Genomic DNA, 18,655 nt, shown 5'->3' on the forward strand with positions numbered 1-18,655 from the left:
ATCCATCTTTCTATCGAACTTTTTTGTGATTTACGACACTAACGGGCTATTAGGATCACATTCTGTAGGACAAGATCGCATCCTATCCATAATCAACCCATTGGTCATGTCTTTTCCGTCTTTATCAACGCCTACCAATATAGGGTTTAAGCATTTATCAACGTCGTTATAACCGTTATAAATTCGGATGCCGATACAATTTTCCTGGTCTAAAATAGCTTGTATGTTCAAACTGCCCATAAAAAAAGCCTTAGCTTGGTTGGGAAACATTTCTCTAAAACTTTGGGTTAATTTTTCTGCTTCAACCAAAGTAATCGGACCGCCGGTAAATTCATTTAGTGTCATGATGTTTGTTTTTTAAGTTATCCTCAAATGTAACATCGATTGGGCGAATATGAAATACGTATTTATACGTCAATCATTACGTAAAAATACGTAACGATTGGGCTTTTTATCTGATTTGATAGAAATAATCCTACGAAGTTATCACCATTTTGCTAACACAATCACTTTAAGAAAAACATTCCGTATTTATACGCACATAAAAATTAGTATTTTCCGGTATTGACAGCAATACTTTCGCCTACTACCTTTACGATAATCACTAGTTTCAATCATCCAAACAAAAACAAACATGAATTATCCAAACAGAGTTATCGAAAGAGGCGAAAGCAGTAAAACTGTGGTAAAGGCTGTACAAAATCAGTTGAATATGAAAGGTTGTGGGCCGATTGAGGTAGATGGCGATTTTGGCAATAATACCTACAGAGCAGTCAAGTTGTTTCAGTCGCGGCATCTTGATAGTAAAGGCAACCCTTTGGTTATCGACGGAAAAATCGGCCCCATCACTTGGGATATCCTCTTTGCTGCTGATAGAACGCCAACCGCTGCCTCCGCGCCAACTATGTTGTTGAAGAAAGTTCTAGAAATTGCTAATTCACAAATCGGTGTGGTGGAACAACCCGCACATTCTAACCGAGGCCCCGAAGTGGATTTGTATTTAAAAGCGGTCGGACTAAACCCTAAATCTGGCAACTATCCTTGGTGTGCGGCTTTTGTATATTGGTGTTTTGAGCAAGCCGCAAAAGAGCTCGGAAAGACAAATCCGCTGGTAAAAACTGCGGGCGTACTTGATCATTGGAACCGAACCAAAGGCATTAAGATATCGACTTCAGTAGCTTTGTCAGATCTTTCAAAGATTCAACCCGGTTCTATTTTCATCATGGATTTCGGCAAAGGGCAAGGCCATACGGGCATCGTTGAAAGTGTCGGCAATGGCTATATCACTACTATCGAAGGCAACACCAATAATGATAATAGTCGTGAAGGATACGGAGTTTTCAGGTTATCGACACGAAAAGTCAACAGCATCAAAAAAGGGTTCATCTACTACAGCTAATTCAAAGAAATTCTAAAACGCGCTCTAGAGCCATTCCTCGCGAACCTTTAATTAAAATCATTTGATTCTTCCATTGTAGCTTTTGAAGTTCTTGGGCAAAGCTTTCAAAAGTTTCATAAAAATGAAAATGAGGTTGCTCTATTCGGCTTTGATAAAAATCTTTACCGACAAAATAACAATCAATGGCGGTTTGATGTTCTAGTAAACTCATGATTGCCTGATGTTCTTTAAGACTTTCTTCTCCGAGCTCAAACATATCTCCTAAAACCACAATTTTGTTCTTCTCTTTGAGTTGACTGAAATTGTCTAATGCCACAGCCATACTACTAGGATTAGCATTATACGCATCAAGAATAATCTCGTTTGAATTTTTCTGTACCAACTGCGAACGGTTATTCTCAGGAATGTAGTGTTCAATGGCTTGCTGTATATCTGTGTCGGATACCCCAAAATAACGCCCAATGGTAACCGCTGCGTTGATGTTGTTTGCGTTATACAAACCGATCAAATGGGAATGAATGAGAAGGTAAGAAAAACCGATTTCAACAAACGGATTGGCTACTACAGAAGTAATACTGGTATTGGCTTGAGAATGATTGACCCCGAAAGTGATTCGGTCCATAGCTCTAGTTTTTTGCTCTTGAATGGAATCGTCAAGGTTGACAAATACTTTCTTGTGATGTTCTGACAGATAATCATACATTTCACTTTTACCTTTAATTACACCTTGTACGCCACCAAATCCCTCCAAATGCGCTTTACCAAAGTTGGTGATATAGCCGTAATCGGGTTGGGCAATTTCACACAAAAAAGCAATTTCCTTTTGGTGGTTGGCACCCATTTCAACAATTCCGATTTCTGTATTGCTATCAAAAGACAACAAAGTTAAGGGCACTCCAATATGATTATTTAAATTCCCGTCTGTTGCTTTAGTTTTAAATTTTTTCGAAAGCACAACATGAATCAACTCTTTGGTGGTGGTTTTTCCATTGCTTCCGGTAAGCGCTATGATAGGCAATTTGAGATAGTTTCTATGGAATTTGGCTAATTCTTGCAGAGCAATTAGGCTATCATTTACCAATATGGTTTTCTCATTGATAAAATATGTCGGGTTATCGATAATGACAAACGAAGCACCTTTGTCGATTGCTTCTTGGGCAAATGTATTTGCGTCAAATCTTTCACCTTTAATGGCTACAAACATACCGCCAGGTTGAATTTTTCTGGTATCAATAGAAATGGATTGACATTGCAGAAAACATTGGTGAATTTGAGAAATATCCATAAACTGAAACAAGATTTAAAAATAAAAGCCCTAAAAAAGGGCTTCTATTGAAATTATAAAATCATAAAATTAATTTCTTGGTCTTTTCTTTTTGTCTGCTTTAGGCCCAACTCTAGACATGGCACATCTGAAACCGATGTAATCTGTAGCCATATCTTGTGGAAAATACCTTCTTTGTGCTGGATCCAACCAATATGCTCTATCTCTCCAAGAACCTCCTTTGTAAACACGAACGTTGTCGTTGATTAAAGTCGTTCTTTTGCTAGACTTGTCGTATTTTCTGACCATGTTTCCTAAACTGTCAGTAGTGACATTGTGAACCGGAGAATCATACATTTTGTGCTTTTCTTTGTTTGCAGCATCTTCTTCTTCCGAAGAGCCAAAATCGAAATAACGCGTCGATTGTTTGTCACCATCCCGGTAATTTCTCTGGTCGCTCTTGTCGAAGTTTTGTCTGAGGTACGTTTCGTTCTCGTCTACTGGCACCTGAGCCAACTGACCTGGAAGGTTGCGGGCCATGATTTTACCGTTAGACAAAGTATCGAAAACCTGTGTTTCAGCGGTTACTAACTCCGCTTTTCCGTCTTCACCGATTTTGTTCTTGGTGTAGATGTTACCTCTATAGTAGTTGAAATCACTCGCTTCATCGTCAACAATTGGTCTGTAAACATCGGCAACCCATTCGGCTACGTTTCCGGCCATATCATACAAACCGAAATCGTTTGGCGGATACGATTTTACAACGTTGGTAATATCGGCGCCATCATCTGACCAACCTGCTATACCACCATAATCCCCTTTTCCTTGCTTGAAGTTGGCCAATTGATCACCTCTAACTTTTCTCTTTCCTGAACGTGTGTAAGTTCCAGACCATGGATACTTCTTTTGTCCTTTGTAAATATTATATTCTCTTTGACCTACATCAGCTGCAGCAGCATACTCCCATTCTGCTTCTGTTGGAAGTCTGTATTCTGGCAGAATAAGTCCTGAAGATCTTTGGGCATAAACATTTTTCTGCTCTTGCTCAGTCGATGGCTGATCTTTCGTCCCTTTGGTTTTCATCGGCTTGGCCTTTGAATTCTTTCTACCTTTAAGAACGATTTTATCATCGCCACCAAAAGCCTTGGTTGGTTGGTTAAGGTAGGTTTCAGTACTAAATGTAGCTTCAGCCTTGGCATCAAGCACTTTGGCATCTTTCTTCAAATAACCTTCTCTTTCCAATACATTTTCATTGACACGCTCGGTTCTCCATTTACTGAACTCGACCGCTTGAATCCAGTTAACCCCTACTACAGGGTAGTTAGCATAGGCTGGGTGTCTTAAGTAGTTATTGGTCATGGTTTCGTTGTAACCCAAACGGTTTCTCCATACCAAAGTATCGGGCGAAGCGCCTTCGTAGATATTTTTGTAGTTTTCTTGGTCTGGCGGAAACACGCGCTTCAACCAATCAAGGTATTCCATATACATCATGTTGGTTACCTCTGTTTCATCCATGTAAAACGATTGAACGTGTTGCTGATTCGGCGAATTGTTCCAATCGTGCATCACATCGTCTTGAACTTTACCCATTGTAAATGTTCCTCCTTCAACCATTACTAAGCCCGGACCTGTTTCTTGCTTTTTAAAATTAGAATTATATTGGAATCCGCCTTTTTTGTCGTTAATCTTCCAACCGGTTGCCGTTGATGAGTTTTTTGAGCTTGACTTTTTACTACAGCTTGTAGCAATACTAAACACTATTACTAACGATAGCAAGAGTTTGGCAGTCATGATTTTGTTTACTTTCATACGTTATAGTAGGTAATAAATTCGTGGCGCAATATAAGAATTAACCTTTATATAGCAACATCTTTTGAAAAAAAATTCTCTCGTAATACCTGAGTATATTTCGGCAAACGGAAATTTATTTTTTTTATTGCCAGAGAACTTTCAAAAGATTTATTTTTACTTTTTTGTAATATTTGATTTTAAATTGCGTTTCTTAACTCGATGAAAAAAATTGCTACCTACATCACGTTTTTATTTTCTACGGTTATTTTCGCCCAACAAAAAGGCGAAATCACTATTTCATGGACCGGCAAGTCGACCATAAATGTCGGCCAGGAAAAGGTTGCACTACCTAAATTTAATGCTGAGAACTTTCAATTCGACAACTACAACAAGGAGCTTTTCTTTAATTTCAAAACCCCGATAGGACGTGAAATCAATGAAAATTCTATTGAGCTTAACAACATCGTATACGAAAACATCACTCGTGAAGAACTTGGAGACCTTAATATAAGTTCAATTCCAGAGAATCCAAAAGCTACTGTTCAAAACGCAAAATCAAGAAACGACCTTTTTGCCGTAATTTCGCTTTCGCCCATCATCAAAGACGGCACAGGCTTCAAAAAAATAAAATCATTTTCATACACGCTCAATGCAAGCCAGAATAGGCTTTTGCCGAGTAATGATGAATTCAGCACCTTATCTAATTCGGTTTTGAGTTCTGGAGATTGGTTCCGCTTTTATGTAGTGAAATCTGGAGTTTACAGAATAACCAAAGATTTTCTTGCTGACTTAGGCATCAACACCAGCGGTTTAGACCCACGAAAAATAAAGATTTACGGCAATGGCGGGCGCATGATTCCGCTAAAAAACAGCACCTATTACCCAGCGGATCTTGCAGAAAACGCCATTCAAGTTGTCGGCGAAGAAGACGGGGTTTTTAATGACTCCGATTATATTCTTTTTTATGGAGAAGGTGTTGACCAATGGAACAAAGAAAGCCAAACAACTAACAATCTTTACGATTCAAAATCCTACTATTATGTTAATGTACAAGGCAATGATGGCAAACGTATTTCAGAAATGCCACAACCTTCAGGCACTAGCAATGTAGTTGTGACGACTTTCGACGATTACCAATACCACGAATTCGACAAGGTCAATATTGCACGCTTGGGCCGCCGTTGGTTTGGAGAAGAATTTAGTTTCGAAGCAGAACAAAGTTTTGACTTCAGCATTCCGAACATAGATACCACTGCTCAAGTTAATTTGTTCGTCTATGCTGCCGCGATTTCTACAACCAGCACGTCAATGGGTGTAAAAGTTAATGATCAATCTACAGGAAACATTGCTTTTTCGCCTATCGGTTCTTCAATTAAGGCAGACTGGTCCACCTACAATACCAATATTCCGGCTACTGAGAACATTCGCATTACACTAACCTACAACAACAATGGTGTTCCGGATTCTAAAGGATTTCTCGATTACATTCAATTAAAATCCAAACGAAACTTAGTAGGTTATCGCAAGCAATTTCCTTTTCAATACGATCAAGCCAGCTCGGGTAACCAAATTGGCGAGTTTCAAATCACTAACGCTGGAAGCATTTCCCAAATTTGGAACGTGACTGACCTTTATAATGTAACCAAAGCCACCAACAACAACCAAAATGTGTTTTCCTTCAAGGCTAATTTTGGCAGTGTTCAAAAGTATATCGCAGTAGATGTCAATGATTACTACACACCACTCACCGATTCCAGAACGCGTGTGGCAAATCAAAATCTCAAAGGCACTATTTTCAAGAATGCCGAAAATCAATTTCAAGACATCGATTATCTGATTGTTTGCCCTAGCTTTTTGAAAACCCAAGCCGAGAAACTGGCCAATTTCCACAGGAATTACTCGCAACTCAATGTAAAAGTGGTGACCCTGGATTTGATTTATCAGGAATTTGCTTCTGGCAAACAAGACATAGGCGCCATACGTAATTTTGTCAAATACATTTACTTCAATGCATCGGCACCGGAGCGTAGAATCAAGTACTTGAATCTTTTTGGAGATGCTTCCTACGATTTCAAAAACAGGATTTCTATTTCAGCCAATATTGTTCCTATTTACCATGCTTTGAACAGTTTTACGGTTGATCCAAGTTCATTTGCATCTGATGATTTTTTCGGTTTGATGGACGACAACGAAGGCGATCTCGATACGAATTACCCCACCAGAATCGGTCTGATTGATGTGGCTGTTGGGCGAATGATCGGAAGCACAACTACACAAGCTGATCAATTGGTTAACAAAGTAATAGATTACCACGACATTCAATCCTACGGAAGTTGGCGCAACAACATTGTAGTGGTAGCCGATGATGCCGATAAAGACAGTGATGCCAGCCTGCAAACCAATATCAATAGTATGGCTGAAACCATAGTCGGGCAAAAACCATTCTTGAATTATGAAAAAATATTGTTGGATTCTTATGTGCAAGAAACTTCTTCCGGAGGCAGCCGTTATCCGAAAGCACGTAAAGATTTGTTTAGCTATTTCGAAAAAGGTGCATTAGTACTCAACTATTTAGGTCATGGTGGCGAAGATGGACTATCGCAAGAAAGAATCTGGGAAAAATCAGACGGACAAAACCTAAGCAATCGCTACAAATACCCTTTATTTATTACTATTACTTGCGAGTTTTCAAGGTTCGACAACCCATTCAGACCTACTGCTGGCGAATACACTTACTGGAACCCAAAAGGTGGCGCAATATCAATGATTACTACAGTTCGTGAAATTTTCCAATCTACCGGTGAGGATTTTAACGACGTACTGGCACGTTATCTTTTCTCTTATGGCTCGAACGAATATGTTTCAATTGCCGAAGCGCTCCGATTGTCAAAGAACAACTATATTCCGAGAACAGATGTCGTATTCTACTTAGGTGATCCGGCTATAAAATTGGCTATTCCACAACCACGCATCAACCTAACTAAGGTAAACGATATGCCAATTTCAGGGCCGATTGACGACTTTAAATCATTGTCTTACGTAAAACTTACCGGCGACGTAACCGATGAAAACAACAATCCATTGACTGCCTATAACGGTGAATTATCGGTACAGATTTTCGATAAAAAAATTACGCGCACCACTTTGAATAATGACGGAAATTCGCCGCCGATTAGTTTCAATGTTTTGGGCGAAACCATTTTCAGAGGCAATGCTTCTGTCACCAACGGGCAATTCGAGTTTGGCTTTGTGGTTCCGAGAGATATTGCCATTCCGGTAGACAATGGAAGAATCAGTTTTTACGCCAAACGCAACCAAACCCTTTTTGACAAAACCGGAGTAAACACCGCTATCAAAATCGGAGGAGTAAATCTAAACGCTGCTGCAGATAATACTCCACCAACGGTTAAACTCTACATGAACGACCAAACTTTCGTTAATGGCGGTATCACCAACCAATCGCCACTATTCTTGGCTTTTCTCGAAGATGAAAACGGCATCAATACGGCCAGCGGTATTGGTCATGACATTGTCGCAATTCTCGATGGAGACGAAAGCAATCCGTTCAAACTTAACGATTATTACGAAACGGCGCTTGACGATTACAAAAACGGCAAAGTAAAATATCCGCTGAGAAATCTCGCCAAAGGATTGCACACCATTACCTTCAAAGCGTGGGACGTTTATAATAATTTGGTGACTGCTGAAATTCAGTTTGTAGTAGTGGGCGATGAATCGATTAGCATTACCAACGTACTGAATTATCCCAATCCGTTTGTCAATTACACCCAGTTTTGGTTCACACATAACAAACCTTTTGAGCCCTTAGAAGTACAAGTGCAAGTGCTCACCGTTACAGGCAAAGTCGTATGGACCAAAAACCAAAGCATTACAACTGCCGACACAACCTGTCGAGAAATCACTTGGGACGGGAAAGACGATTTCGGAGACCGCATCGGAAAAGGCGTTTATATCTACAAACTCACCGTAAAATCTGTCCTGACCAACTCCAAGACAGAAAAATATGAGAAACTTGTTATACTTTAATAAAATACTATATTTGTAAACTTTTAAAAAATCAGAATGAAGAAGATTTTAGCCCTTATAGCCATTGTATTTATCGGCTCATATACACAAGCGCAAACCAGAGTAATCACCACCGGAGTTCCTTTTCTTTTAGTAGCCGGTGATGCGCGAGCAGCAGGTATGGGAGACAATGGTGTTGCTACGGCGCCGGATGTTTTTTCCCAACAGTGGAACCCATCCAAATATGCTTTTTCAATTGACAAACAAGGTTTCTCGGTTGGCTATACTCCTTATTTAGTAGAATTGGTCAACGATATTTCGCTTTCTCAAGTTACTTACTTTAATAAATATAGCGATAGAGCTGCTTTTGCCGGAAGTATCCGTTACTTCAGTTTGGGTGAAATAGAACTTAGACAAAACATAGACGACACTCCTGTAGTGGTGAAACCTGCAGAATACGCCATTGATTTGTCGTATGCATTGAAACTCAGCGATTATTTCTCGATGTCGGTTGGCGGACGATTTATCCGTTCAAACCTCAGAATCCCTACTGAAGGTTCAAGTTCAGCAGCGGCCAATTCGTTTGCATTTGATGTTTCGGGTTACCACCAATCAGAAGAAATGGCGTTCAACAGCTTCAACGGAAAATTGCGTTGGGGTTTCAATTTCCAGAACTTAGGTCCAAAAATTAATTATGACAAAGCCGCCGGCGATGAAGGATCGAACTTCTTGCCTGCCAACATGAAACTCGGTGCCGGTTTTGATTTCATCCTTGACGATTATAACAAAGTAGCCGTTGGGTTGGAAGTCAACAAACTTTTAGTTCCAACTCCGATTGACCCTGAAGATGTTAACGGCGATGGTGATTTTGATGATCCGGAAGATTTAACCCAACGTGAAGCCAACGAAGAATATGACAAAATTGGATGGGTTTCAGGAATTTTCAAATCGTTCAATGATGCGCCAGACGGTATGAGTGAAGAGCTCAAAGAGTTTACTTATTCAGTCGGCGCGGAATACCTTTACCAAGATTCGTTTGCTTTCCGTTTAGGATATTTCAACGAAAGCCCGGATAAAGGGGCCAGAAGGTTCTTCTCTTTAGGAGCTGGCTTCAAATACAATGTAATTAAAGTGGATGTTTCTTATTTATTCTCGGCGTCGAAAGTGAAAAACCCACTCGAAAATACGCTGCGTTTCTCACTCAGCTTTGCCTTCGGAGACAAATATGACGAATACTAGATTTAAGATAATTATTAATAAGAATCCAAATTTCAACTTTCCGAAATTTGGATTTTTTTTCCCTGATACTTTATGAAAAACATTACTATCAACACCCAGCTTTCGGTTTACGATTCGCTAGATGAATTGCCGCAAGACATTCAGGATTTGATGCAACAAGCCATTGCGATTCGCAAGAAAGCTTATGCTCCTTATTCTAAATTTCGGGTGGGTGCTGCTTTACTTCTCGACAACGGAAAAGTAGTTCTAGGCTCTAATCAGGAAAATGCGGCTTATCCTTCCGGGCTTTGTGCCGAACGGGTAGCTATTTTTCAGGCTGGCGCGATTTATCCCGAAGCCAAGATTGTAAAAATGGCTATTACTGCTGCCTCAGACACTAATCAAACCCAATCTCCAATACCGCCTTGCGGTTCTTGCAGGCAGTCGATTGCCGAGTACGAATTCAAACAAGACCAAGGCATCGAGATTTATTTTATGGGTGAAGTCGGAGCGATTTACAAGTCTGATTCTCTCAAAAATTTACTGCCTTTTACCTTCGACAAAAACTTCTTGTAATGGCGGTAAAAATTACGCTTTTAAATTTCACTTCTTAAGTGGAAAGTTTTACTTTTGCCTTTCGCAAACTGATGTGAGGCTACTTTTTGCGTTTTCAAAAAACAATTTATACATCAACAATCAAGTTAAAAAAACAAGATGAAAGAAGTTACAAAAGACGTGTATTTGAAATGGTATGAAGACATGCTATTTTGGAGAAAATTTGAAGACAAACTAGCCGCACTTTATATCCAACAGAAAGTTAGAGGGTTTCTTCACCTCTACAACGGTCAGGAAGCTGTTTTGGCCGGCGCACTTCACGCAATGGATTTGTCTAAAGACAAAATGATTACCGCCTACAGAAACCACGTTCAGCCAATAGGAATGGGCGTTGATCCTAAAGCGGTCATGGCCGAACTTCTCGGAAAAGTGACCGGAACTTCCAAAGGAATGGGCGGATCGATGCACATTTTCTCAAAAGAAAAAGGATTTTACGGAGGCCATGGTATTGTAGGAGCACAAATTCCTGTGGGTGCCGGTATTGCTTTCGCTGATAAATACTTCGGTCGTGACGGCGTGACGCTAACTTATTTCGGTGATGGAGCTGCTCGTCAAGGTTCACTTCATGAAGCGTTTAATATGGCAATGCTTTGGAAACTTCCCGTAGTATTTATTGTTGAAAATAATGGTTATGCCATGGGAACTTCCGTCGAAAGAACCGCTAACCACACCGATATCTGGAAATTGGGCTTGGGTTATGAGATGCCTTGTGGCCCAGTTGACGGAATGAACCCAGTAAAAGTAGCCGAAGCCATGCATGAAGCTATCGATCGTGCCAGACGTGGTGACGGGCCAACTTTCCTTGAAATGAAAACGTACCGATACAGAGGGCATTCGATGTCTGATGCCCAATTGTACCGCACCAAAGAAGAAGTAGATGAGTACAGAAAAATCGATCCGATAACCCAAGTGCTCGATGTCATCAAAGAACAGAAATACGCCACGGATGCCGAAATCGAAACCATCGATGAACGCGTGAAAGACCTTGTGGAAGAGTGTGCAACATTTGCTGAGGAATCGGCTTTCCCTGAAATCCAGCAACTCTACGACGTGGTTTACGAACAAGAAAACTATCCTTTTATTCCCCACAAACTCTAATCAATTATGGCAAAAATTATCACGATGCCGCGCTTGAGCGATACCATGACTGAAGGTGTAGTGGCCAAATGGCTTAAAAAAGTGGGCGACAAAATAAGTGAAGGCGACATATTGGCTGAAATCGAAACCGACAAAGCCACCATGGAATTCGAATCATTCAACTCCGGAACCTTATTGCATATTGGCATTCAAGAAGGCGAAACTGCTCCTGTGGATGCGCTTTTGGCCATTATTGGCAAAGAAGGTGAAGACATAACACCATTGTTGCACATAGGAAAATCGACCAATAAGGCAGAGGCTCCGAAAGAAGACAAAACTGAAACAGCGAGCGAAGAAAAGCAATCTGAACCAGTTACTGAAGATAAAAAATCTGAAGCTGCTCCTGCTGCCTCAATCTCGTTGCCAAAAGGCGTTGTGGTAGTAACCATGCCGAGACTCAGCGACACCATGACCGACGGAACAGTAGCGACATGGCTCAAAAAGGTCGGAGACACGGTAAAAGAAGGCGATATTTTAGCTGAAATCGAAACTGATAAAGCTACAATGGAATTCGAATCTTTCCATGCCGGAACACTTTTGGCCATTGGCGTCAACGAAGGGCAAACTGCTCCGGTAGACAGCGTGCTAGCGATCATCGGCCCAGCAGGAACTGACGTGACCGGAATTGCGGAAAATTATAAAAAAGACGGATCGGCCCCAGTTGCCGAACCAACTAAAACAGAAAATAAATCAGAATCGGTTGCCGAAAAATCAGAAGAACCAGTTCAGGTAGTAACTGACGGCAGAAGAATTTTCATTTCCCCATTGGCTAAAAAAATTGCCGAAGAAAAAGGAATCAACATTGCCCAAGTTAAAGGTTCAGGAGAAAACGGCCGTATCGTAAAAAGCGATATAGAGAATTTCTCTCCTACTGTTACTAGTGCACCACAAGTTTCTTCGCCACAGCCTGCTTCAACTTCTGAGGCAGCCGCACCAGCAGTTAAGCCGTTTGTTCCTGCAGGAGAAACTTTCACTGAAGAAATCAAAAACTCGCAAATGCGCAAGGTCATTGCCAAGCGTTTATCCGAATCGATATTTACCGCGCCGCATTTCTACTTAACTATTGAAGTAGCGATGGACGAAGCGATGAAATCCAGAAATACCATCAATAGCATTCCAGACACCAAAGTTTCGTTCAACGATATGGTGATTAAAGCCTGTGCGATGGCGCTGAAAAAACATCCGAAAGTGAATTCGCAATGGAAAGAAGATGCGATTATCATTAACCATCACGTGAATATTGGTGTTGCCGTTGCCGTTGAAGATGGTTTGGTGGTTCCGGTTTTAAGATTTGCCGACCAGATGAGCTTATCGCAAATTGGTAGCAATGTTAAAGATGTAGCTTCAAGAGCCAAATCGAAAAAACTGCAGCCTAACGAAATGGAAGGCAGTACGTTCACCGTTTCCAATTTGGGTATGTTTGGCATTACTGAATTCACTTCGATCATCAACCAACCGAACTCAGCGATTTTATCGGTTGGAGCAATTGTCGAAAAACCGGTAGTGAGAAACGGACAGATTGTAATCGGCAATACCATGAAGGTCACTTTAGCCTGTGATCACAGAACTGTAGACGGAGCAACCGGTGCACAATTCCTACAAACTTTGAGACAATATCTCGAAAATCCTGTGACTATGCTTGCATAAATTGTAATCAAATCTTACTATATAATCCCGCTTTGTTAAAAATACCAAGCGGGATTTTTTATACAATCTTATGTGTAAAAAACTTTGCACCCTAGGTCTTTGCGAAACTAAAATAATGCCCCGCAAAGACGCAGAGACGCAAAGAAATATGTACTGGAGCTAAAAGCATGATTCATTTTTATCTATTTTTGAAAACCTTAAAATTTCAAAAATGAAAAACACGATATTCCTTGCATTTTTATTGATTGCCATCGCTTGCCAGAAGAAAGAAAGCGTTGCCTCTGAAAAGATAGCAAACATAAAAGACACACATACTTTTTCAAAACCTGACCAAGCCGTTGTCAAACATTTGGATCTTGATATCAAAGTAGATTTCGATACGCAAACCATTTCCGGAAAAGCGTCTTGGACCATTGACAACACCAGCAAAGGAAACGAGATCATCTTCGACGAAAACACGCTTCAAATCAGTAAAGTTACTTTGGGCGAGAACGAAAAAGAAACCAAATTTAGTTTGGGCGAGGAAGTAGCCTTCCACGGAAAACCACTTAAAATTGCTATTGAACCTACCACGACCAAAGTCAATATTTACTATTCGACTACCAAAGAAGCTGTCGCTTTACAGTGGTTAACCCCAGCGCAAACTGCCGATAAAAAATATCCATTCTTGTTCTCACAAGGCGAAAGTATTTGGTCGCGCACTTGGATTCCGTGTCAGGATTCTCCGGCCATTCGATTTACCTATAACGCGAAAGTCACAGTTCCGAAAGATTTGATGGCGGTAATGAGTGCCGTGAATCCGCAACAAAAAAACAACAGCGGAATTTACACCTTCAAGCAAGACAAAGCGATTCCATCTTATTTGATGGCGATTGCTGTAGGCGATATTGGTTTTAAATCGATTGACAAACGCACCGGTGTTTATGCCGAAAAATCAGTGTTAGATAAAGCTGCTTGGGAATTTGGCGAACTCGGAAAAATGGTTGATGCCGCAGAAAAACTATTTGGCCCCTACCGTTGGGGACGTTACGATGTACTCGTTTTACCTCCAAGCTTTCCTTACGGTGACATGGAAAACCCGAACCTGACTTTCTTGACTCCTGGCGTTATCGCTGGCGATCGTTCTTTGACCAGTTTGCTCGCCCATGAACTCGGACACAGTTGGAGCGGCAATCTGGTGACCAATGCTACTTGGGATGACGTCTGGCTCAACGAAGGTTTTACGACTTATGTAGAACACCGCATCGGAGAAGCCATTTTTGGTATTCAAGAAGCCAAAATGCAAGATGTTTTGAGCCGCAAATCGCTGTATGACAACCTAGAAGATTATGGGCCGAAAAATCCCGAAACGAAACTCAAAGTGAACGTAGATGGTAAGAATGCCGACGATTCACTCAGCGACATTCCTTACGAAAAAGGTTATGCATTTCTACAAACGGTTGAAAATGCTGTCGGGCGCGAAACCTTCGATAAATTCATTACCGAATACTTTAATGCGCATGCGTTTCAATCCATCACTACGGAAGATTTCTTGAAATATTTCAATGAAAAACTCATCAAAGGCGATAAAGTCCTAGCCGAAAAAATCAAAGCCGAAGAGTGGATTTACCAACCCGATGTTCCTTCGAATATCACTACGCCGGTGTCTGAAGATTTCAACAAAATAGACGAGATTCAAAAAACTTGGAGAAAAACCGGCGTTCTTGGGCTCAGCGCCAAAATTAAATCGACCAACGAAAAACAGCATTTCATTGATTATCTTCCGTCGGACATGACGCAAAAAGAAATGGCCGACATCGACAAAGAATTTAATTTCTCCCAAGGCGGGAATTTTGTCATCAAACGCCAGTGGTTTGTTCAGGCTATCAAACATCATTATAACCCGGCTTATCCTGCGATTGAGCAATTCATGATGGCCACCAGCCGGACAGGTTCGCTTCAAACGCTTTATAAAGAAATGGTAAAAACCCCGGAAGGAAAAACCTGGGCAAAAAGTATTTTTGAAAAAGCAAAATCAGGTTATCACTTGACCACCGTTCAGGATTTGCAGAAGACTTTGAATTAATTTCTGGGCGTGCCGGCGCATTGAAATGTCCGTAAATGGAACTGCCTTGCGCGCGCCGTCGGGCTGTACGTTGTAGTCCTCGCCGCTCCGCTATCGCTGCGCGGCTGTGGGCTGTCACTGCCATCCCTCACGCGAATCTTCTGCGCGCAATCGGATTTTGGCCAGGGAAAATTGTCCATCACATCGCGTAAATCCTCCATTTTATCGCAACCGCAACCGCTGCATCTTTGCCTTGTCAATAAGACATCACTTAAAAACATTTAAAGATGACACGTTTAAAAGCATTAAATCCGGCAGAAGCCACAGGAAAAACCAAAGAATTATTCAACGCCGTAGAAGGCAAATTAGGTTCAGTACCTAATATGATGCGTACCATGGGAAACGCACCGGCAGTACTCGAAGGCTATCTTAACTTGAGCGGCGCTTTAAGTCACGGCATCTTAGGTGCCAAAACAGGTGAACTGATTGCACTAACTGTAGCCCAAAATAACGCTTGCGATTACTGTTTGGCCGCTCATAGTTTTATCGGAGAAAAATTGGTAAAAATAGACGGAGAAAGCATCCATGCTGCACGATTAGGAAATGCTGAGGACAACAAAACCAATGCAGTTCTGCAATTTGCCAAAACATTGGTTAACAAAGGCGGTTTGGTAAATGACCAAGATGTCAGCGCTGCAAAAAACGCAGGGCTTTCAGAAGCCGAAATCGCAGAAACTGTAGCTCATGTTGCGCTTAACATTCTCACGAATTACTTCAACAACACAGCCAATACCGAGATTGATTTTCCTCAAGCTACAGCACTATAATTAAAAAAACAAAGGTAGTTATGTCGGTTTTCATGACTACCTTTATATTTTTACATATCAATTATGGAAAATCAAAGACATCCATTGCCTCCTTTTACTTTAGAAACAGCAAAACAAAAAGTACAACTAGCCCAAGACGCTTGGAACACTAAAGATCCAGAAAAAGTGTCGCTTGCCTATACAATCGATACCGAATGGCGCAACCGGACCGAATTTATCAAAGGCCGTGAAGCAGTGAAAGAATTCCTGACCCGAAAATGGGAGAAAGAACACCATTACAAACTCAAAAAGGAATTGTGGGGCTTTCGCGAGAACCGGATGGCAGTGCAATTCGAGTACGAATGGCAAGATGATTCCGGACAGTGGTTTCGCAGTTACGGCAACGAGCTTTGGGAATTTGACCCAAATGGCTATATGCAAAAACGACAGGCCAGCATCAACGATATGGAAATTGAAGAAAAAGACAGAATATTATGAATCACCCCAACGCTTTTACCATTACGAATCCACAAAACGGCAATTTGGCGTTTAAACTTTTTCATTTTTTCGACAACAATCATTATGACCATTTACAACGCAACAATTACTACTCGTTGATTTGGGTTCAAAAAGGAAAAGGGAAAGTCAAAGCTGATTTTGCCGAACATGTTTTTGAAGAAAATTCGTTGTTGGCTTTTTCGCCCTATCAGCCTTTCATGATTTGTACCGGAGAAATCATTGAAGGTGTAGCTATTCACTTTCACCCTGATTTTTATTGTATCCATATGCACCAACAAGAAGTTTCATGCAACGGTGTTTTATTCAACAACATCTATCAGCCGCCTTTCACCATAATCAATAGCAGCGCCGAAGCTACCTTCAATATGGTCATCGAACAAATGAAAACCGAAATGCAAAACATCGGTTTGGCGCAATATGAATTGTTAATCTCGTATCTAAAAATATTTTTGATTACGGCTTCAAGACTTAAAAAAGAGCAACTATCAGAAACTACCGTTGATTTGACCAACGCTAAAGAACCCGCGATTCTACAAACTCTAAAGGATTCCATCGAGCTCAATTTCAAGACAAAGCATTCGCCGAGCCATTATGCCGATATGCTGAACATTTCTGCCAAAGCACTTGCAAAACTTTCTAAGACGCATTTCAACAAAACCCTCACAGATCTGATTTCTGAGCGCATCATCATCGAAGCCAAGCGCGAGTTATATCTAACGAACAAGGCCGTCAAGGAAATTGCATACGAATTAGGTTATGAAGATGAGCATTACTTCAGCCGGTTTTTCAAGGCCAACGCCGATATCTCACCGCAAGGCTATCGGGAAACTGTCGGATTTGCGAAAGCTACTGCCGCTACGGGAATTTAAAGTTTTTATTGGGGCGTGCCGGCGCGGTGAAAATCTAATTTTTCAAGAACATTGCGGGCGCCGTCGGGCTGTTCGCTATAGTCCTCGCTGCGCTGTGGGCTGCCGCTGCCATCCCTCACGCAAATAAACCGATTAATCTCTGAGGCAACGCACTGAAAATCCATAACTTTTATCCTCTGTCAAGGTGTTTAAATCACCGTCACCGTAAAATAACTTTTTTACCCAAACCACACTAACAAGCTCAGTTGAACTCCACCAAATACCTTCCCTACCTAAGTTAACGAAATCTCCAAATCCGTATCGATAACCACCTGGCAGACCTGTAAAACCAGTGATATTACTTGCATCTGTATTTGGCATTTCCCAATGCATTGTTCCCATTTCTTTTAATTTCCCTCCTCCTAGATTTCCCAAGTAGGAACCTAATACATTCCATTCTAAATAACTTGGTATGTGCCAGCCAATTGGTGCTAAACCACGTGGATCATGTACTGCATACCAATTGTATAATTTACCATACTTCATTCCAACTGAAGTATTATTTCCATAATAACACCATGCACCTGTGGTTAAGCTCCCCCATTGATTTGGGTCTTGTACTTGGGGAATCGGGTCACCATTTCTGTAACGACTTACATTGAGGTTTTTGGTCATCCAGATTTGATTGCCGATTTGTACTTCATTAGCCATAACTGGTACCGTTGGTCGTGCAGCTACTTGGTTTTGGGTTTTGTTTTCTTCGTTAGAACAAGAAGTGATTCCAATAACTATGACTAAAATCCAGACAAGATTAAAGTAGTGCTTTCTCATGATATTGTGTTTTATGAACTCTTGTAAAAATAGTTATAACTTTCACACACAAAAGATACTAGCTTATTTCTTTGCGCCTTGGCGTCTTTGCGTGAAAACTCAAACTAGTATAAAACAGAAACCCTAAAACAATCCAGGTCGCACCTATAGAAAACAAGAAAGCCCGTTCTTTTGAACGGGCTTTGCTTCGCCAATTCGCTATCGCTCGGGTCCACTAAAAAGGCGACGACCCGAGCCCGCAGGCGAACAGCGTCGCTCCGATAAAAAAAAGAACCCCAGCTTTCAAGCTGGGGTTCCATAAAGAAAGGCGACGACTCGAGAGCTTGCTCGAACTGCGTCGTACCTATAGAAAACAAAAAGTCCTAGCTTTTTCAAGCTAGGACTTCTCTTAAAAAGGCGACGACATACTCTCCCACAAAATGCAGTACCATCTGCGCAGGCGGGCTTAACTTCTCTGTTCGGGATGGGAAGAGGTGAGCCCCGCCGCAATAACCACCTTAGGTTTTTAGC

General features: G+C 41.2%; 14 protein-coding genes and 1 rRNA gene. 10 read left to right on the forward strand and 5 right to left on the reverse strand.

Going from position 1 to position 18,655, the window contains the following annotated elements; genetic code table 11:
• Positions 1 to 30: 30 nt before the first annotated feature.
• The gene (locus tag G4D82_RS13260; RefSeq protein WP_166337779.1) at positions 31 to 345 is read right to left on the reverse strand and encodes a hypothetical protein; all 315 of its coding nucleotides are present in this window, start codon (positions 343 to 345) and stop codon (positions 31 to 33) included.
• Between the two features lie 289 nt (positions 346 to 634).
• On the opposite strand from G4D82_RS13260, the gene G4D82_RS13265 reads away from it, so the two are divergent.
• Positions 635 to 1,399, forward strand: a complete 765-nt coding sequence (locus G4D82_RS13265) for a CHAP domain-containing protein (RefSeq protein WP_166337780.1) — start codon at positions 635 to 637, stop codon at positions 1,397 to 1,399.
• A gap of 1 nt (position 1,400) precedes the next feature.
• Here G4D82_RS13265 and G4D82_RS13270 read toward each other — a convergent pair whose 3' ends face one another.
• Entirely contained in the window at positions 1,401 to 2,684 is a 1,284-nt protein-coding gene (locus tag G4D82_RS13270) for a UDP-N-acetylmuramoyl-tripeptide--D-alanyl-D-alanine ligase (protein WP_166337781.1), read from the reverse strand.
• Positions 2,685 to 2,753: 69 nt separating this feature from the next.
• A complete protein-coding gene (gldJ, locus tag G4D82_RS13275; RefSeq protein WP_166337782.1) occupies positions 2,754 to 4,472 on the reverse strand; it encodes a gliding motility lipoprotein GldJ in 1,719 nt (572 codons plus the stop codon).
• 201 nt (positions 4,473 to 4,673) lie between these two features.
• Here gldJ and porU point away from each other — a divergent pair, with 201 nt between their 5' ends.
• The 9 genes from porU to G4D82_RS13320 all read left to right on the forward strand — a co-directional run bounded on the left by porU (position 4,674) and on the right by G4D82_RS13320 (position 17,335).
• Entirely contained in the window at positions 4,674 to 8,501 is a 3,828-nt protein-coding gene (gene porU, locus G4D82_RS13280; protein WP_166337783.1) for a type IX secretion system sortase PorU, read from the forward strand.
• Positions 8,502 to 8,537: 36 nt separating this feature from the next.
• A complete protein-coding gene (gene porV, locus G4D82_RS13285; protein ID WP_166337784.1) occupies positions 8,538 to 9,719 on the forward strand; it encodes a type IX secretion system outer membrane channel protein PorV in 1,182 nt (393 codons plus the stop codon).
• A gap of 72 nt (positions 9,720 to 9,791) precedes the next feature.
• A complete protein-coding gene (gene cdd, locus G4D82_RS13290) occupies positions 9,792 to 10,274 on the forward strand; it encodes a cytidine deaminase (RefSeq protein ID WP_166337785.1) in 483 nt (160 codons plus the stop codon).
• 138 nt (positions 10,275 to 10,412) lie between these two features.
• The gene (pdhA, locus tag G4D82_RS13295) at positions 10,413 to 11,411 is read left to right on the forward strand and encodes a pyruvate dehydrogenase (acetyl-transferring) E1 component subunit alpha (RefSeq protein ID WP_166337786.1); all 999 of its coding nucleotides are present in this window, start codon (positions 10,413 to 10,415) and stop codon (positions 11,409 to 11,411) included.
• 6 nt (positions 11,412 to 11,417) lie between these two features.
• Positions 11,418 to 13,097, forward strand: coding sequence for a pyruvate dehydrogenase complex dihydrolipoamide acetyltransferase (locus G4D82_RS13300; protein ID WP_166337787.1), 1,680 nt, complete (start codon positions 11,418 to 11,420; stop codon positions 13,095 to 13,097).
• Positions 13,098 to 13,308: 211 nt separating this feature from the next.
• Positions 13,309 to 15,162 carry a hydrolase/aminopeptidase gene (locus G4D82_RS13305; protein ID WP_166337788.1) on the forward strand — a complete coding sequence of 618 codons (1,854 nt, stop codon included), beginning with the start codon at positions 13,309 to 13,311 and terminating at the stop codon, positions 15,160 to 15,162.
• A gap of 266 nt (positions 15,163 to 15,428) precedes the next feature.
• Complete coding sequence (locus G4D82_RS13310) at positions 15,429 to 15,968, forward strand: carboxymuconolactone decarboxylase family protein (RefSeq protein ID WP_166337789.1); 540 nt, start codon at positions 15,429 to 15,431, stop codon at positions 15,966 to 15,968.
• A gap of 63 nt (positions 15,969 to 16,031) precedes the next feature.
• Positions 16,032 to 16,445, forward strand: coding sequence for a nuclear transport factor 2 family protein (locus G4D82_RS13315; protein WP_166337790.1), 414 nt, complete (start codon positions 16,032 to 16,034; stop codon positions 16,443 to 16,445).
• A complete protein-coding gene (locus G4D82_RS13320) occupies positions 16,442 to 17,335 on the forward strand; it encodes a helix-turn-helix domain-containing protein (protein WP_166337791.1) in 894 nt (297 codons plus the stop codon). The genes G4D82_RS13315 and G4D82_RS13320 overlap by 4 nt, the downstream gene beginning before the upstream one ends.
• Positions 17,336 to 17,467: 132 nt before the next feature.
• Here G4D82_RS13320 and G4D82_RS13325 read toward each other — a convergent pair whose 3' ends face one another.
• Both G4D82_RS13325 and rrf read right to left on the reverse strand, forming a co-directional pair.
• Entirely contained in the window at positions 17,468 to 18,145 is a 678-nt protein-coding gene (locus G4D82_RS13325) for a fibrobacter succinogenes major paralogous domain-containing protein (RefSeq protein ID WP_166337792.1), read from the reverse strand.
• A gap of 391 nt (positions 18,146 to 18,536) precedes the next feature.
• Positions 18,537 to 18,645, reverse strand: a 5S ribosomal RNA gene (rrf, locus tag G4D82_RS13330).
• Positions 18,646 to 18,655 lie beyond the last annotated feature (10 nt).

Source organism: Flavobacterium lotistagni (assembly GCF_011392125.1).
Classification (GTDB): Bacteria; Bacteroidota; Bacteroidia; order Flavobacteriales; family Flavobacteriaceae; genus Flavobacterium; species Flavobacterium lotistagni.

Coding starts and splice junctions, on each gene's coding strand:
- G4D82_RS13260 (WP_166337779.1), bottom strand. CDS start 345: ATGACACTAAATGAATTTACCGGCGGTCCGATTACTTTGGTTGAAGCA.
- G4D82_RS13265 (WP_166337780.1), top strand. CDS start 635: ATGAATTATCCAAACAGAGTTATCGAAAGAGGCGAAAGCAGTAAAACT.
- G4D82_RS13270 (WP_166337781.1), bottom strand. CDS start 2,684: ATGGATATTTCTCAAATTCACCAATGTTTTCTGCAATGTCAATCCATT.
- gldJ (WP_166337782.1), bottom strand. CDS start 4,472: ATGAAAGTAAACAAAATCATGACTGCCAAACTCTTGCTATCGTTAGTA.
- porU (WP_166337783.1), top strand. CDS start 4,674: ATGAAAAAAATTGCTACCTACATCACGTTTTTATTTTCTACGGTTATT.
- porV (WP_166337784.1), top strand. CDS start 8,538: ATGAAGAAGATTTTAGCCCTTATAGCCATTGTATTTATCGGCTCATAT.
- cdd (WP_166337785.1), top strand. CDS start 9,792: ATGAAAAACATTACTATCAACACCCAGCTTTCGGTTTACGATTCGCTA.
- pdhA (WP_166337786.1), top strand. CDS start 10,413: ATGAAAGAAGTTACAAAAGACGTGTATTTGAAATGGTATGAAGACATG.
- G4D82_RS13300 (WP_166337787.1), top strand. CDS start 11,418: ATGGCAAAAATTATCACGATGCCGCGCTTGAGCGATACCATGACTGAA.
- G4D82_RS13305 (WP_166337788.1), top strand. CDS start 13,309: ATGAAAAACACGATATTCCTTGCATTTTTATTGATTGCCATCGCTTGC.
- G4D82_RS13310 (WP_166337789.1), top strand. CDS start 15,429: ATGACACGTTTAAAAGCATTAAATCCGGCAGAAGCCACAGGAAAAACC.
- G4D82_RS13315 (WP_166337790.1), top strand. CDS start 16,032: ATGGAAAATCAAAGACATCCATTGCCTCCTTTTACTTTAGAAACAGCA.
- G4D82_RS13320 (WP_166337791.1), top strand. CDS start 16,442: ATGAATCACCCCAACGCTTTTACCATTACGAATCCACAAAACGGCAAT.
- G4D82_RS13325 (WP_166337792.1), bottom strand. CDS start 18,145: ATGAGAAAGCACTACTTTAATCTTGTCTGGATTTTAGTCATAGTTATT.